This is a genomic window from Paenibacillus sp. J31R30, from assembly GCF_059692115.1.
This window is the reverse complement of record NZ_JCAUAV010000003.1, coordinates 268,996-285,832: the sequence shown is the minus strand read 5'-3', so window position 1 is coordinate 285,832 and position 16,837 is coordinate 268,996. Positions and strand designations below refer to the sequence as shown.

Annotated in this window: 15 protein-coding genes; 1 reads left to right on the top strand and 14 read right to left on the bottom strand. The window is 43.8% G+C overall.

Going from position 1 to position 16,837, the window contains the following annotated elements; translation table 11 throughout:
• Window positions 1-241: 241 nt before the first annotated feature.
• On the top strand, window positions 242-1,198 hold the full coding sequence (locus AC58QO_RS12975; RefSeq protein ID WP_497266001.1) for a serine hydrolase domain-containing protein: 957 nt from the start codon (window positions 242-244) through the stop codon (window positions 1,196-1,198).
• A gap of 122 nt (window positions 1,199-1,320) precedes the next feature.
• Here the strand turns inward: AC58QO_RS12975 and speD are convergent, their stop codons facing one another.
• From speD to AC58QO_RS12905, 14 genes are all read right to left on the bottom strand, one after another.
• Complete coding sequence (speD, locus tag AC58QO_RS12970) at window positions 1,321-2,133, bottom strand: adenosylmethionine decarboxylase (RefSeq protein ID WP_497265999.1); 813 nt, start codon at window positions 2,131-2,133, stop codon at window positions 1,321-1,323.
• 100 nt (window positions 2,134-2,233) lie between these two features.
• Complete coding sequence (locus tag AC58QO_RS12965; protein WP_497265997.1) at window positions 2,234-2,917, bottom strand: DUF7002 family protein; 684 nt, start codon at window positions 2,915-2,917, stop codon at window positions 2,234-2,236.
• A 181-nt stretch (window positions 2,918-3,098) separates the two neighbouring features.
• Entirely contained in the window at window positions 3,099-3,737 is a 639-nt protein-coding gene (locus AC58QO_RS12960) for a hypothetical protein (RefSeq protein WP_497265995.1), read from the bottom strand.
• Window positions 3,738-3,742: 5 nt separating this feature from the next.
• Window positions 3,743-4,918, bottom strand: coding sequence for a sugar ABC transporter permease (locus tag AC58QO_RS12955; RefSeq protein ID WP_497265993.1), 1,176 nt, complete (start codon window positions 4,916-4,918; stop codon window positions 3,743-3,745).
• 11 nt (window positions 4,919-4,929) lie between these two features.
• The gene (locus AC58QO_RS12950) at window positions 4,930-6,450 is read right to left on the bottom strand and encodes an ATP-binding cassette domain-containing protein (protein WP_497267472.1); all 1,521 of its coding nucleotides are present in this window, start codon (window positions 6,448-6,450) and stop codon (window positions 4,930-4,932) included.
• A 93-nt stretch (window positions 6,451-6,543) separates the two neighbouring features.
• On the bottom strand, window positions 6,544-7,641 hold the full coding sequence (locus AC58QO_RS12945) for a sugar ABC transporter substrate-binding protein (RefSeq protein WP_497265991.1): 1,098 nt from the start codon (window positions 7,639-7,641) through the stop codon (window positions 6,544-6,546).
• 112 nt (window positions 7,642-7,753) lie between these two features.
• Window positions 7,754-8,824, bottom strand: a complete 1,071-nt coding sequence (gene xylF / locus AC58QO_RS12940) for a D-xylose ABC transporter substrate-binding protein (protein WP_497265989.1) — start codon at window positions 8,822-8,824, stop codon at window positions 7,754-7,756.
• Between the two features lie 84 nt (window positions 8,825-8,908).
• Window positions 8,909-10,483, bottom strand: a complete 1,575-nt coding sequence (locus AC58QO_RS12935; RefSeq protein ID WP_497265987.1) for a response regulator — start codon at window positions 10,481-10,483, stop codon at window positions 8,909-8,911.
• Complete coding sequence (locus AC58QO_RS12930; protein ID WP_497265985.1) at window positions 10,480-11,919, bottom strand: sensor histidine kinase; 1,440 nt, start codon at window positions 11,917-11,919, stop codon at window positions 10,480-10,482. The genes AC58QO_RS12935 and AC58QO_RS12930 overlap by 4 nt, the downstream gene beginning before the upstream one ends.
• Window positions 11,900-12,898, bottom strand: coding sequence for a substrate-binding domain-containing protein (locus tag AC58QO_RS12925; RefSeq protein ID WP_497265983.1), 999 nt, complete (start codon window positions 12,896-12,898; stop codon window positions 11,900-11,902). The genes AC58QO_RS12930 and AC58QO_RS12925 overlap by 20 nt, the downstream gene beginning before the upstream one ends.
• A gap of 87 nt (window positions 12,899-12,985) precedes the next feature.
• A complete protein-coding gene (locus AC58QO_RS12920; RefSeq protein ID WP_497265981.1) occupies window positions 12,986-14,338 on the bottom strand; it encodes a helix-turn-helix domain-containing protein in 1,353 nt (450 codons plus the stop codon).
• Between the two features lie 93 nt (window positions 14,339-14,431).
• On the bottom strand, window positions 14,432-14,626 hold the full coding sequence (locus AC58QO_RS12915; protein ID WP_497265979.1) for a hypothetical protein: 195 nt from the start codon (window positions 14,624-14,626) through the stop codon (window positions 14,432-14,434).
• Window positions 14,627-14,696: 70 nt separating this feature from the next.
• Complete coding sequence (locus AC58QO_RS12910) at window positions 14,697-15,668, bottom strand: ABC transporter substrate-binding protein (protein ID WP_497265977.1); 972 nt, start codon at window positions 15,666-15,668, stop codon at window positions 14,697-14,699.
• Window positions 15,669-15,857: 189 nt separating this feature from the next.
• Entirely contained in the window at window positions 15,858-16,811 is a 954-nt protein-coding gene (locus tag AC58QO_RS12905; RefSeq protein WP_497265976.1) for an NADP-dependent oxidoreductase, read from the bottom strand.
• Between the last annotated feature and the right edge of the window lie 26 nt (window positions 16,812-16,837).

The window sequence follows — 16,837 nt, the reverse complement described above, 5'->3', positions numbered from 1 at the left end:
TTCAGCAGCTCCTCACACAATCATTTCCAGAAATATATGTCGAATGAAATGAGAAAAAGATTACACACTACATCTGAGGTGGAATCTGGGATTCAAATCTGTTAGTTTAAAAGCAATCTGTTAATATAAAATCATATAGACGTATCCATTTTAATTGTATTTTAACACATGCAGCTTATCGTTCACAGGGTAATTCCTCCCATGAACATCTGAATAATGTCGAAAAATGAAGAAGGTTGTCATGAAATATTCAAATTTGTCTGCCGCACTAGAACCAGCCAATCTCGTAAGTTGTCTAATTAGCCAACGAGGTCAACTCCTATTTGAGCATTTTCGAGATCCTTCCAATGATGATTCCCCTGCTAAAATCAATTCCTGTACCAAAAGCATACTGTCATCCTTAGTTTGCATAGCTATGGATCAGGGGTTATTGCCGGATCCATTAACACCTGCATCCGTTTTTTTCCCGCAGCTTGGGCAAGATCTGCAATCCGGCAAAGGCGAAATTACGTTGCTTCATCTATTAACGATGACATCTGGTTTCAATTGGACCGAATTCGGCGGTCAGAATTCTTTCCCTACGATGACAAGATCATCGAATTGGGTGAATTTCGTGTTAGATCAGCCCTTGACCGATAAGCCTGGCGCGAAAATGACTTACAATTCTGGCGGCTCGCAATTATTATCTGCCATTCTCATGGAAGTAACAGGCATGACGGTTGCCCATTTTGCCGAATTATTTCTTTTTGAACCCCTTGGGATTGCGTCATATGCGTGGGAGCACGACCCACAAGGCATTCATACGGGAGGCTTCGGCCTCTCACTTCGTCCTAGTGATATGCTCAAGTTTGGTCAACTCTACTTGCAGCAAGGCAAATGGGGGAACAAACAGCTCATTTCGCAAGAACTTGTCACTCGTTCCACCCAACCTGCGATACGTGCGGAGGCACCTCGCCGCGGCAGCTATGGCTGGCATTGGTGGACAGATGCTTATCCTGATGCTTCTGAAGAAGAAGCGACCGCCGATACAATAACCTACTTTTATGCCTATGGTTTTGGCGGACAATGTATTTATGTCATTCCTAGTCTTGAGATCGTCGTCGTCTTGACGAACGACCAACGAAAGAAGAGCAAAATTCCGCTGAATGTGTTCCGGCAGTCTGTTGCTCCTTATCTGGTGGAGCTGGGTGGAAAGTGACATAGCTGAATTCCAAAGAATTAACTGTAGAAAATACAGCTGTTCGTTGCAAAAAAGCTTGCCATTTGTGGCAAGCTTTTTTGACTACTTCCCTTCCTCCCACACATTTTACCTTCAAATCCTCAGTTAAATATCATATTTTTCCCATAGAAGATCTCATCCATTTCCCACTTAACACTCTTCTCAATCTCAAGCTGCTCTTCTCTGCTCAGCGTATCCTTCGTGTACCCGAACAAATAGTTGTTCAAATCAAACTCTCGAAGCTTGCATTTGGTATGGAAAATGTTCTCTTGATACACATTCACATCAATCATCTGATATAAATCCTGAATCTCCATCGGGATATAATTTTGAATGGAGCTGATTTCGTGGTCGATGAACAGCTTATGTCCGCTGATATCCCGAGTGAACCCTCTGACTCTGTAATCCATTGTCAAAATGTCGTTATCGAATGAGCGAATAAGAAAATTTAACGCCTTAAGTGGCGATATTTCTCCACAAGTAGAAACATCGATATCTGCTCTGAATGTACTAATCCCTTCATCTGGGTGATATTCGGGATATGTATGTACGGTAATATGACTCGTATTGAGATGCATGACGACCGCATCAGGCAACGGTCCAGGCGACTCTTCGAACGATTCGTTCGGTTCCTGCTCGATGGGTCCTTCCGATACGAGCATGGTAACGCTAGATCCTTGCGGTATATAATCCTGCTTGGCGATATTCAACACATGGGCCCCAATAATGTCGGCTACGGTCTTCAATAAGGAAGTCAGACGATCCGCATTGTATTGCTTGTCTATATAAGCGATGTAAGCTTCGCGCTCTTCTCTCGTTTTGGTGAAGCAAATATCGTACATGTTAAAGCTCAGCGATTTGGTTAAATTATTGAAACCATGCAGGGTAATCATCTGCTCTGAAGTAAGTTTCAAATTTGTTCTCCCCCTAAGTATCATGGCATAAACAGCTAATCTTAGGATGGTATGTAGGTGGCGTTTTTATCCATGTGACCATTACTAAATCGACAACCGATCATGTTTTCAAATCTTGCCAAGGCCGTGCTAACCCATGCCAACGCTCTGGAACGAATTGATTATCGTTTACATAAATCGCTACTAAAAATTTTGACAATTCTTTAACCTTATCTATAATAAGTACTTCTTTAATTTCTGAAGCATTCGTAGGTACAAGGCGATTCATTACCGTCTTGAACTCCTGCAAAGGAAGAAACATCGCCTCACTCTTCTTATACGTACAGTTTGCTGGAAACCGAGGTGAGCTGCCTGAGTCATACTTAGATAAAAACAAGCTGGATGAATGCTGTACGAATATCGCCTTTGCATCAAACTTCAACACGGCAAACCGTTCCTCCGGCTCCCTCCGCGTGTAGGTGTCCATCATTTTCTGGCAATCTCTTAAGGTTGGCCAAAAGAATACATGACGATCCAGACATGCGCGAAATTGCGCCTGCGTCGTCGAAGGATCTATCATGATATCTGGAATTCGCAGATGAGCATTGATCGTCACTGAAAAATCATCAAAATTCACCTTAGATGCCTCTAATCTACGTTCACCAGTGGAATGCGGATTGATGCGAGAACTGGACCATAATGCATCGAAATGCGCGATCGCCGGCAAATTACTTACTCTTGTAAAATGGTAAAGGAACTTTCTGCCTTTGGCTTTGGTAATAGCCGCAATAAGTGGATCTGTCATTATGCAACGCTCCGTATTTTTCTGATTCGCCGATCACATACTAAATGGTAGAATTCTCATAGGGGGCATAAATATACTCTGACTATACGGAATTGCGGAAAGAAATGAGTATGATTAATTATCTGAGGGAATGATGGAAAATAAAAAGCAGTCCGTTCCTCAAATGAGGTCAGGCTGCATTTTACGCGCCGATACGCTGCGTTTTTTTTGAATTATTTTGCACATAATCGTGATAGGTCTCTCTCCAGAAAGCTTCGTCCAACTCCTCGAACGATACTTCCAAGCTCATCGATTTCCCCATCTGAACGGCATGATAACGATAAGCATGGAAGAAATTCCGTTCAATGGTGGTGTAAGCAATGCCTATTGTCACCATAGATCGTTTAGCTAATCCCATCCCGACAATCGTCGAAACGCAAGCAGCCATACATCTCGTAAGTAAATAGGCAATGACACCTTGCCAGCCAGTCAGCATGTAACCAACAATCGTTGAAATAATCGTTGGCAGAAAATAGGCATAGATCCGATTGAAAGCTGCCCCTAATTGAACGAAAGGAAATATGATGAAGCCACTCGCGTTAAAATAAATACCTGCAGACATGGCTATCAATGTGAATAATCCGATTTGCTCAGGACTTAACTGAAGTATGAAACACATCAACCCTGTTACAAAGCCTAATGCCGCGGAGATTAAACTAATGTCTTCGGTTGTTTTTAGAATTTGCTTTGGCCTTATGTCAGGAAATAATCTTGCCATAAGACCAAAGCTAGACGGCACATCAAGCTTAATCATAAGACCTTGAGGTGTATGAATGGCCATAGGAATTAAGCTCTTTTCTTCCGAGTGACGACATCGAAGATAACCGCGATAGCCAAGACCGCCCCACGAATCATATACTGGTAGGAAATCCCAATCCCCATCAAATTCATACCGCTTGATAAAGAAGCCATTACAATTGCCCCGATAATGGAACCTGTCACTTTACCAACGCCGCCTGCTGCTGAAACACCGCCAACATAGGCAGCAGCGATTGCATCAAGCTCAAATAGTGTTCCTGCTGTCGTGGTTGCGGATTGCAAGCGAGCCGTAAAGAGAATACCGGAAAGCGCTGACAGCATACCCATCGATCCAAAAACAATGTACGTGATCTTTTTCACGCTGATCCCGCTTAAATTCGCTGCCTCTGGATTACTGCCGACGGCATAAATATGTCTGCCTAGTACCGTCGAGGTCGTCAAGAAGTGATATACAGCAACAACGACCATAACAACAATAACGGTCCAGGAAAAACCGTTATACCCAGCAAGAATCCAAGTAATATACGCTATAATTGCCGAAACGAAAATGACCTTCACTGTAAAAATATTCGCAGAAACCACTTCGAAATTGTATTTCAGTTTGTTATTTCTTTTAGAGAATTCGCTATAAATATATAGAACGATCATAACTGCGCCTAATATCAAGGAAAGTAGATTCAAGCCACCTACCTTCGCAATCGCGGGAATAAAGCCGTTCCCAATGGCATTGAAATGCTCATCTTTAACAATAATCGTTCCTGTCTTCTCCGTTACACGCAGCAGCGCTCCTCTGAAAATCAACATCCCCGCGAGGGAAGCAACAAAGGACGGAATACCGAACTGCGCTACCAACAAACCATTAAATAACCCTACAATGATACCCAGTACCAAAATAATGGGAATCGTGATGTAGAAGGGAACTCCAGCTTGTGATAAGAGCACAGCCGCAATGGCACCCAAGAACCCGGCTGCAAATCCAACAGATAAATCAATATGTCGGATCACGATGACAAGTGTCATTCCCACAGCAAGAACTGCAATATACCCCGTAGCGTCAATCAGATTACTTATATTTCGCGATGACATGAACAATCCATCCGTCATGATGGAGAACGTCAGCATGATGATGAACAAGGCAATATACATCCCATATTCTCGAATATTTACCTTAATTAGCGATTTCGCTTCACTATAAAATTGCACTGGTCTTCCTCCTATTGCGTCGCAAGCTTCATAATCATTTCTTGATCCGCTTCCTCGATGGACAGCTCGCCTTTTATTTGACCTTCGGCCATGACATACACACGATCACTCATGCCAAGCACCTCACTCAGCTCCGAAGAGATCATAATGATACTCATCCCTTCGCTGATCAGTTTGTTCATAATCGTATAAATTTCAAATTTGGCTCCCACGTCTATGCCGCGTGTAGGTTCATCCAGGATCAGTAAGCTCGGATTCACAAATAACCATTTGCCGAGTGATACTTTCTGTTGATTTCCCCCGCTCAAATTACCAACAATTTGTTCAACGGAAGGCGCTTTAATGTTCATTGACTGCTTGTAATGATTGGAAATTTTCACTTCTTCGTTATTGTTAATAACGCCTTTTTCAGAAATCTCATCCAGGTTGGCAACGGATATGTTTTGCTTGATATCTTGAATGAGGAATAAGCCATCCCCTTTCCGATCCTCCGTCACATACGCAATGCCTGCCTTGATGGCATCCTTCGGATGGTTAAATGTTTGTTTGACACCTTCCATTAGGAGCTCACCGCGGAGCTTATAAGCCCTGGGATTTCCAAAAATACTTTGCGCCAGCTCCGTTCGACCAGAACCCATCAAGCCAGCAATGCCAACAATTTCACCCTTTTTAATGTGCAAATTCACGTCTTTCACGACTTCCCGACCCAGCTGAGGATCATAAGCCGTCCAGTTTTGGATTTCGAGAATGTTCGTACCGAAGGACTTGGTCGTTCTTTTCGGATAAATATCGTCAATTTCACGACCGACCATGTTTTTGATAATGACACTTTCCGAAATTTCACCTAAAGAAGCGTCTAACGTACAGATCGTTCTACCATCTCGTAAAACCGTGATATGATCGGCAATCGCCGTCACTTCTTTGAGCTTATGCGAAATCATAATGCTCGTAATGCCTTGCTTTTTCAGCTCTCGCAGCAGATCGAGCAAGTTCTCGCTTTCTTTCTCATTGAGCGCAGCTGTCGGTTCATCGAGAATGAGCAGCTTCACATCTTTGCTTAAAGCTTTGGCTATTTCAACGAGCTGTTGCTTCCCAACACCCAAATCCTTCACAAGAACTTCAGGATTCACATCCAGCTTCACTTTACGAAGCATTTCTTTGGCTTGACGTATCGTTTGATTCCAATCGACCATCATGCCTTTTCTTACTTCGTTGCCTGCATATATGTTCTCATACACCGTAAGGTCAGGGAATAGCGCTAACTCTTGATAAATAATAGCAATGCCCGTCTTCACACTGTCACTGATTTTGGAGAAATGCTGAACTTTGCCCTCGAATACAATATCTCCTGTATAAGTTCCGTGTGGGTAAACACCGCTAAGTACCTTCATCAAGGTCGATTTACCTGCGCCATTTTCTCCTACCAAACAATGAATTTCGCCTGTATTTACTTTAAAATTAACGTTCGCAAGTGCCTTCACACCGGTGAACTCCTTGGAAATATTGTTCATTTCTAAAATATATTTGCTCATCATCAAGCGCTCCTTAGCCAAACGACTCTTGGAATAGAGGAATAGTGATAGACGTATCTATCACTATTCCGTCCAAGCTATGTGATCTTACACCTACAAACCTTTGAAATCGGCTGCTTGGTAGTACGCAGAATCAACGAGTGCAGATTTCACGTTCGCTTTATCAACTACGATAACATTCGTTTGTTTCGCTTTGACATCGATTTTGCCATTGTTGTAAGATCCCGTTGTTTCTGGTGTTTTACCATCTAGGATCGCTACAGCCATACCCATTGCATCTTTAACTAGTGTACGAACATCTTTGAACACAGTCATGGATTGTTTACCGTCAATCACGTATTGAATCGAAGCTTTCTCAGCATCTTGACCTGTGACGACGAACTTAGTTACAGCCTTATCTGCTCCAAATACATCCGCGATTGAACGAGCTGTACCATCATTTGGTGCCAAGATCGCAACGTCGCCCTTCATGTCAGCGGCAGCAGCTGTCAAATGCGTTTGAGCTTTGTTTTTCGCTTCATTTGCATCCCAGTTCGTTGTTACTTGACCGATAATTTTACTCATTTGCTCACGAGTCAGCTTGGCAGTACCTTTCAGAGCAACTGCTTCACTGGAGTTGGCAATTTTGAATGTGCCATCTGCAATTTTCGGTTGAAGTACTTGCCATGCACCTTCGAAGAACAAGAAGGCATTATTGTCAGATGCTGCACCTGCATACAGGTACAACGGTTGACCTGGCTTAGCTTTATCAACCAAGTATTGTGCTTGTGCTTTACCTACAGCAATACTGTCGAACGTCACATAATAGTTAACGGCGTCTGTTTTTGTAATTAAACGGTCATAGGAGATTACTTGGATACCAGCTTTTTTAGCTGATTCTACTGCAGCTGCTGCTGCGTCACCGTCTTGCGGACAAATGATCAACACTTTGATTCCTTTTGCGATCAAAGCATCAACGTTTTCTTTTTCTTTCGCTGAGGAACCCTGGCTGAATAGGATTTCCGTTGTATATTTCGAACCTTTCAATGCGTCTTTGAAGCGTTGCTCATCTTGAACCCATCTTGGCTCATCTTTGGTAGGCAATACAATCCCAACACTTACTTTAGAGCTCGAGTTCCCACATGCTGCAACCATCACGGTGAGAAAAATTACGACCAACATCAGAGAAATCGCTTTCACACTTCGTTTCATTTGTAATACCCCTCTCATTTGTTTTGGCTGTGCGCCAACTACAAACTGAGTATATCACCGGGATTTTCCAATGTAACCGCTTTATATTAGCACTTTTTTTAACAATGCTATACTATTTTGTTATTTGCTCCTGTTTCACATTTTTATAAACTTCTTCTCGCAAATGAAATCCATCAGCAATGATCGTAGCATCCATATTGGATTTATCGACAGCGATTGGTTCAAGTAAAATCGAAGGAACATCAATCTTTTTATTGTTGACTTGTTTATCCGCATGGACGTTTTCACCCTTCGCCATCTTCACTGCAAGCTCTGCTGCTGTTTCAGCAAGCTTTTTAATTGGCTTGTAAACCGTCATGGTTTGCGTGCCTTCGACGATCCGCTGCGCGGCTGCAAGCTCGGCATCTTGCCCAGAAACAGGGATGAGACCTGCCATCTTCTGGGCTGCTAACGCTTGAATAACTCCGCCTGCTGTCGCGTCGTTCGCGGCAACAACCGCATCCACTTTATTTTGATTCGCTATCAATGCCCGCTCCATGTTCGCCAGCGCATTCGCAGGCTTCCACTCTTTCGTTGCCTGATCAAAGACGATGTTAATGTCACCCTTTTCGACAAGAGGCTTCAGGATGTTCATTTGGCCTTTTTTGAACATATGTGCATTGTTGTCTGTGTCCGCTCCTTCGATTAGGACATAGTTCCCCTTCGATGCCTTCTTCACAATGGCTTTGGCTTGCAGTTCGCCAGCTTTCTCATTATCGAAGGAGATATATAAATCAACATCCGAGTTAACGATCAAACGGTCATACGAGATGACTTTGATGCCTGATTTGTGTGCTTTCTCCACAATGGCTGCGGATACCTCTGCGTTATGCGGCACAACGACAAGTACATCTACACCTCGCGAAATCAAGTTTTCCGCTTGAGCTAGCTGTAAAGCATCATCGCCGTTCGCAGCTTGAACCTCGATGCGTGCACCTAGCTTTTCTACGGCAGCTTTAAATAAATCGCGATCCTTTTGCCAACGTTCTTCGAGCAAGGTATCGATAGATAAACCTACAACCACATTCTTATCTTTTTGGACGATCCGATTGGGGCTTGGCTTACTATCGACCTGCGGGCTAGCTGTATCGGTTGGTGCTATGTTCACTCCAAAAATCGAACAAGCGGATAACAAAACGGCCATTATGGCGGCAATGCCAACCACTTCGCTCTGTTTAATAGCATATTTCAGCGCAAACCCCTCCTCTAAGTTTTCGTAAGCATCAGCTTAACTGTGCTTCTTGTTCGACGGTCGAATCAACATTTTCCGATAGTCGGTCGGCGAATGGCCAACTAGCTTTTTAAACACTCTGCTGAAATAATTCGGATCGTTATATCCCACTTCAAACGTGATTTCTTTAAGACTTTTATCTGTTTCCTGCATCAATTGTTTGGCAGTTTCAATGCGATATTCCGTGAGAAAATCAATATAATTCATCCCGAAATGCTCTTTAAATAGCTTGCTGACATAAAAAGGATTCCGATCCACCGTGGCAGCAATCCGTTCCAATGACAAATCTTCATGTGCATGCTTCTGTATGTATAGCTTCAATGTTTGGAGCAAATCCGTTTCAACAACATCTCCAAGCTGCACTAAGTTATGGATTAACAACCGGGACTCCGCCTTAAGCTGCATATAACTTGTCGTTGCATAGGGGAAATAAGGGGTATTGACCTCCATCCCCATTTCCTGCAGCATCCGAGTCACAATAATCAGCACTTCAAATATACGTTGCTGCGACATCGTAACCCCTTGCCCTACACCTTCAAACACATCAATCATTCTGGCAATCTGATCCCCTGCCGTCTCAAGGTTACCGCGTCTAACCTCTTCAAGCACATTTTTCTCCATCTCAAGGGTACGACTACCCATTGCCTGAATATCGTCTTGTGTCAAATTTTCATATAAACAGTACCGAGCAGGCAGCGTAGTATCCATCGTAGCCAACAATGCTTCATGATACGATTTGCGCATATCCCGTACATCTTTACACAGGCCACCGATTCCAATAAATAGACGATTATCACTTCTCAAATCCAGCGCTTGGATCCATTTCTTTGCAACACCAATTGCCTGTGCACGATACGAGAATTCGCCCTCCATAAATACAATGATGGGCACTTGATTTCCTGACATTTTGCCCAGCCAAATCGGGTTAGACATCTCTGAGAGCAGCTCCGTTAATTGCATATAGACCTCTTCCAAATCACGAAACTGCTCCGACTCTGCAGAAGCATATGCGAAATGTAAGGTCATCACGAAGCCCTCTCGCCCTGTTGGAAGCCCTATTAAATCAATCATCTCGTTAAGTGACGCGGATTGTACATAGTCAAATAACAGCTGCTCCACGATATCAGCCTCCACGAGAGGCGTCATCTTCTGCAGTCTTATCTGCTCCTTACTTCGGTTCGCCAGTTCTTGTTGAACAAGCTTAATCTCGCCCGCTACTCGGCCAATCGTCTCAAGCACAACAGAGATTCGGCTCGGCTTCAGCATATAGTCATACACACCTAATTTAATTGCTTGTTGGGCAAATTCAAACGTATCAAATGCCGTAACAACGATGAACTTGATCGCCTTGTTGGACTCCCTAATCTTCTCTATCGCTTGTAGTCCATTAATGCCTGGCATTTTAATATCCATGGTAATCAGGTCTGGCTGCAACCGAGCTGCTGCTTCAATGGCTTCTCTTCCATTCGATGCTTGGCCTACGACCTCTACGTCTGGTGAGCCCTCTTCAATCATTCTTTGCAACGCAATCCGCTCAATTGGTTCATCATCCACGATTAACAAACGAATCATACTACTTGCCCCCTCGGCAGCTTCAATGTAATACAAGTGCCAGCTCCTAGATGGGATTCTATCTCTATGATCTCTTCAACCCCATAGAAAAGCTGTAATCGATGAATCACATTCCATATGCCAATTCCTGTGGAATGTCCTTTATAAACCGAATTTTCTGTATGTGATAATAGCCTATTCAACTGATCTTCATCCATGCCTTGTCCCGTATCCTGTACCTGCACAATGATGTGATTTACTTCTTGTTTTACTCGAATCGTTAAGGTTCCGCCTTCTTCAGCCGGTTCAATCGCATAAATAAACGCATTCTCTGCAAGTGGTTGCAGAATTAAAATAGGGAGCTCAATGCCGAGAGCTTCCTCATCAATTTCTCTTACAACATGCAGCCGATCGCCAAATCGGGCCTTTTGAATCGTTAAATACTCTTCGAGAACCTCAAGCTCATCCTTTAATGACACGCGACTATCCAACTTACGGAGATTATATCTAAGCATACCGGCGACAGAGCTAATTAATTCGCTTGTTTTGCCTGCGCCTGCCAAATAAGCTTCCTTAGACAGCATATTTAACGTGTTAAAAAGAAAATGCGGATTAATCTGACTCTGTAAGCTCTTTAATTCACTTTCTTTCAACATGAGTTTATGACGATGCAAGTCATATTCCAATTGCGCTTTACTCTGGATATCATCGATAAAATGACCAATTTTCAATCGCATACTATCCAACGTTTTAGCCAAAAACGCCATTTCATCGTTATTGCCCATCTCAATTGGATTTTTGAAATTCCCTCGGGACAATTCGCGCGCTGACAGCGTTAATTTTAATAAAGGCTGCGTGACACTATTGACGAATCTGTATGAAAACAGCAGGAGCAGCAAGGATACTAGCGCCAATGTCCAAAGGCCCATTTTTTTAATATTTTCACTGCGCTTGATAATTTTTCTGTAGAAGGCATCATAGGTATTCTGCTCACCGCTGATTAGCGTTAGTGTTGTCTCAGAGATATATTTGGAAATGTTGGATGCCTCATCAAACTGTTTCGCAGCATTCTCTTCATCATTATCCTTTTGAAAACGAACAGCTAGATCCATCGCTTCTGATTGACTTTCCAGCATGTTTTGCAAATTGTCGAGCAGCATCGTGTTGCTCAAATTTCGCAGCCAATTCATCTCTTCCTTTGTTCGCAACAGGCTGCTGTTGTCGGAGACATATTGATTCAAGCTTTCTAGCGTTGGTGTCATGCGATATTTATTCAAGGTCGTTAAGGATTGCTGACTTAATTGCGAAGCTTGGTTCATTTGCATATAACGCTGCAGAATCTCGTTATACTTTTCGACGGTCCGCTGATTATAAATGCTCATGGAGAGCCAAATAATCGCCATAATGACCCAGATCAGGATCGACAGCATCATCATTTTACTTCGAATGGTTTTCAAGGGCTGTCTCCTCTTCTCCAGATGAAGTCACCACACTGATGGGTGTGAAGTAGCTTTTCTCCAATGGCAGCTGTGCAGCATCTAACCAACGTTTCATCAGATTTACGCTCAAAATGCCCATTTCTTCATAGTGCTGCGATAGCCCCGCTTTCACCTGTCCATTTTTGATGAGCATCACGGTTTGCGGGGAATCATCAAATAGGAAAATTGGATATTCTTTGGTCCGCGAACGCGAATGTGTCGCTTGATTGATACTCTCGCCTGATTCTGTTGAGAGTCCAATGAAAGCGCTAACATTTGGATTATGATTCAAAATATCATTGGTTTGCATTTTCGGCTGTGCCATTTCAGGATCGTCGGTCGCGACAACGAGTCTTATTCCTTCGTATTTTTTGAACACCTCGTTCAGACCTTTGAGCCGTAAATCATCGGTTAAAGGAGATGACAAATTCATAATAACACCAACTACGCCTTTACCTTTCAGCTGAGTGGCAATGTACTCCCCCATTATGATCCCTTCTTGATAATGGTCCGAACCAATATAGGACTTACGCAAGCTGCGCGGTGCATCGGAGTTAATGGTGATGATCGGTATCCCTTTCTCCGTCGCCTTTTTCACCATCAGATCGAAATCCGGATGATCTACGCCTTCCACGACGATCCCACTCGCTTTGGAAGCGATTGCAATATCAATCTGCTTAATCAAACCTTCCAGGTTCGAACGATACACACCCCAGAAATCGATTTGGATGTTATGTTCTTCGGCAGCCTTTCGGGCGCCTTTTTGAATTTCATTCATCATGAAGCTGCCTTGTTCTTGTGAAATGATTACGATCCGCTCTGAATGTTCATGCGCCATCGGTTCCACAGCACTTGTCATACCCAAATCGCTTTGATAAATCTTGAGCAAATAGTATAAAGAAAAAGACAGCGTAAAAAAAATGCTGGCAATGATCGTGATTAAAATCAATTTTTTCATAACTTCACCCACTGACTCTTCCAATTTCCAGTAATTCTATCATGATTTCAGGGATTCGAATAGAATCAAAATAAAATCCAGCAACGATTAGGTTGCCGGATGAATGATTTGCGCAATCTGATGCAGTAAGCGCTCATGATTGAAAGCCGTATGTTCATTCCAAGGTGATTCCCAACCAGCATAACCAGGGGTCATATGGATCTGCCCCATCCTCACAGCCGCTAAACTGCGCCATTCCGCATGTCTAGCCACATCTGTCCAAGTCGCGTTAGAAATCGGATCTTTGCAAATATTCACAATCAAATGATCAGCCTCAAATTCGGCCAACTCAGATAATTGCACGGACTTCGTCCATTGAATATTGTTTAAGTGATTCGCAGGTTTCAGCTGCAGATCATCATACAAAACGGTACCAGCGAGCCGCCCCCACACCAATATTTCCTTGTGATGAATCAGTAAGACTAACACTTTATCTGCCTTCAACGCCATCTTGACAGTCTCTCTTATACCAGCTGCTTTAAGGTCGTAGCTTTGCAGCCATTTCTCAGCTTCACGCGCCTTACCTACGAATTCACCGATCCGAATCAGATGCTCGCGCCAATTGGTATCCCAAGGCAAAAACAAGGTCGGGGCAACTTCGGCCAGCTTCTTTTGCTCCACTTTAGGAACCCAAGCATCAATCCCCACAATATAATCCGGACTGGATTGTTGTAAAGCTGCAAGATTAAACTCGTAATGATGACTTAATGGCACAGCTACATCATAGGAATACTTATTCCGATAAAAGTCAGTCCAATAATGATCCATAGGCGCTGCGTACGGGATAATTTGGAGAGCCAGCAATTGACCGATGTTCACCCAACTGTAAGCTGCTACCTTCATTTTCGTATTTTTCAAATAAACGGCTGGTGCCATCCCCATATGCTTCTTGAAATTATTACTGAAATAAATCTCATTTTTATAACCGACTTGGAAAGCGATGTCCCTTATGGAGGCATTCGGGCTTTCACGCATAAGCTCTTTCGATTTACTTAAGCGTAATTCGGTCACGTATTCGATGACACCTTTACCAAATTTCTCTTTAAACAACCGCATGAAATGGAACCGACTTAAACCGGCCCTTGCTGCCAGGCCATCAATCGTAATTTCTTCTGTATAATCACGCTCGAGCATGAATTTCACGTATTCCAAAGCGATCGCTGTTCTGTGCTCTTCATTTTGCAAGATAAGACTAAGCAATTCATAGAATCCCGCCTCAGCCCGGAAGCGATCCGCAATCGTCCCTTGCTCCCAATGTGAGGAGATCATCTTAACCAGCGGTAGTACGGTTGAAACTGCAAGATGGATGGCCTCCCCTTCACCAGGGAACGTATTCACTGGCTGGATATTGGCTTCATCGGCCTCCATTTGTTGAATGACTGCTGCTTGAAACCGAAGCAAGTAAACGCCATGCTCCTCACCTTTGGGCAATCCCAATTCAATCAGTTGACCTGATCTGCAAATGAATACTGTACCGGGTCGTAGCGGGGAATACTAACCATTAATAATCAGTCGGCCTTCCGTCGTATCCGAAATGACTAACATCAAAGAATCCGCTTTAATAAAATCTCGTTCAACAGGGAATTGCAGATCCTTCGCCAATATTCGTTCAATCGCTATAAGTTTATACCACATTGTTGTAAATGGGTTCTCGTGTTCCAACTCCGGCTGAATGCTCTCTTTTTTCATTGTCTACATGTCGCTCCTATACCTGATTTCAACACGGAAAGGACGAGGGAATCCCCCGTCCTCACACGACCTATTTCACTAGACAACGTAGTATATCATCGATAATTAATTGATTGGCGATCACGTTTTGATTGAACCAGTGACCGGAATCCACCTCATACACATGACCTTGCTTAACCGCGGGCAATTGCTGCCATAGCGGATTATCCACAGGAGGCTTCGCACGGCCTTTGCCTGAGAGAACAAAAATGTAATCAACATCATCAAGCTGAGCCAGCGTTTCCAAGGAGTAAGTATCATAATCTCCCTTTAACAATTTGGGCTGTTTGAATCCAAAGCCTTGATACAATAGCTTTCCACTATAGAAATTCGAACCGAATAATTTAAACCCTTTTTCATTGGCTGATTGGAATAATACGGCTGATTTATCTCCTACAGCTGCACGAATCTTATCTTTGGAACCAGCAAGCTTCTCATCATATTTCTTAATCGCTTGCTCAGCTTCCTTTGTTTTACCAAGCACCTCGCCTATTTTGGCAACATTCCCGCGCCAGTCATTCTCATCATTGGATAGCACGAAAGTTGGAGCAATTTTGGAGAAATCCTCATACGTGCCATTTTTCATATAGGTTGGTGCAGCTAGAATAATGAGATCAGGATTATGACTTAATGCTTGCTCGGGTTTGAGTCCACCCATCATGTCCAGGACAGGCACTCCGTTCAACACATTTTGCAAATACTGCTGTGGCTCGCCAGCTGCAGACCATTGTGCGACAGGCTTAATGCCAATTGCCGTTAATCCGTCTTCAAGGAATGGTGCAAGCACGCGCTTAACCTCGCCAGGAATTTTCACTTCATGGCCCATTGCATCCTTCAGGATACGCTCCTGCGGTGCTTTTGCAGCTGCTGTCTGCGTTGCTTGCGCTGTGTTTGCAGGCGCCACTGCGCTTTTCGTATCGGTACCGGCACCACAGCCGGCTAGAAATAACGAAGACACGAGTAATACCGCTGTGTAACTAATTAATTTTCTTGCTTGAATCATAACATATCCCCCCTAGATGATACTGATAATCATTATCGATGCTTAGGAGTAAATAGGACAATCACTTATTTGTGAATACGTAAAAATGCTGACTTTTCTTAAATCAACCGCACGATTGTATGATTTCGGAAGCCCGCATGCGCAGAACTGATTCCGTGCTACCCGGCTTCTCATTACAACATTAGCTGCCTAATCGATTACACGCAGCACTATGCGACCGCGTCCATGTCCAGTTTGGCTCTTTACATGAGCTTGACGCACATCTTCCAAGGCGAAGATTTGCTCGATGTTAATTGTAAGCTTTCCTTCTTCGATAAGCTCAGCAATCGCAATTAAATCCTCTTTCGTGGCGACGCCAGGACGTATCAAGGTTATGTCGTGCTGTTTGGCCTTCTCCATCGGTGGTTGGCCAGCAATGGAAGCTAATCGTCCACCTTGCTTCATCACAGACCAAGTTCGCGTTAGTGTCTCTCCGCCAACCGTATCAAGGACGAAATCGACATCTGTAACGATCTCTTCAAACCGTTCAGACGTATAATCAATTACTTTGTCTGCCCCTAATGATGCTACATAGGCCACATTCGTCGGCCCCGCCGTTGCAATGACCTCTGCACCGAGTTGTTTCGCGAATTGCACTGCGAACAAGCCCACGCCGCCAGCAGCGCCGTGGATCAGAACGCGCTCGTTCGGCTTCACTTGGCCTTCCGAGACAATTGCGCGCCACGCAGTGGTGGCTCCTCCAGATAATGACGCCGCTTCTTCATAGCTGATCGAAGCTGGTTTAAGCGCAATTGCATCCTCAGGCGCGGTCGTATACTCCGCGTAGGTTCCCTTCGTGCTGCGCCCATACACAGACTGTCCAATGTGCCAATTGGACACACCATCACCAATAGCTTCCACAACACCTGAGAACGCAGTCCCTGGGACATGCGGGAATTGGACGGGCATCGGAAACAGCCCTCTGCGTATTTTCCAGTCGACGGGAAGAACACCAGCCGCATAAACGCGAACTAGTACCTCTCCAGGCTGAGGCTGTGGGATCGGAATTTGTTCAACTTGCAGAACTTCAGCTTCCCCAAATGCATGGTATCGTATAGCACGCATCAGATTATTGCCCCTATTCATCACATTGTTATCTATCATTGTGGTCCTCTCCTCTTTTCAAATCA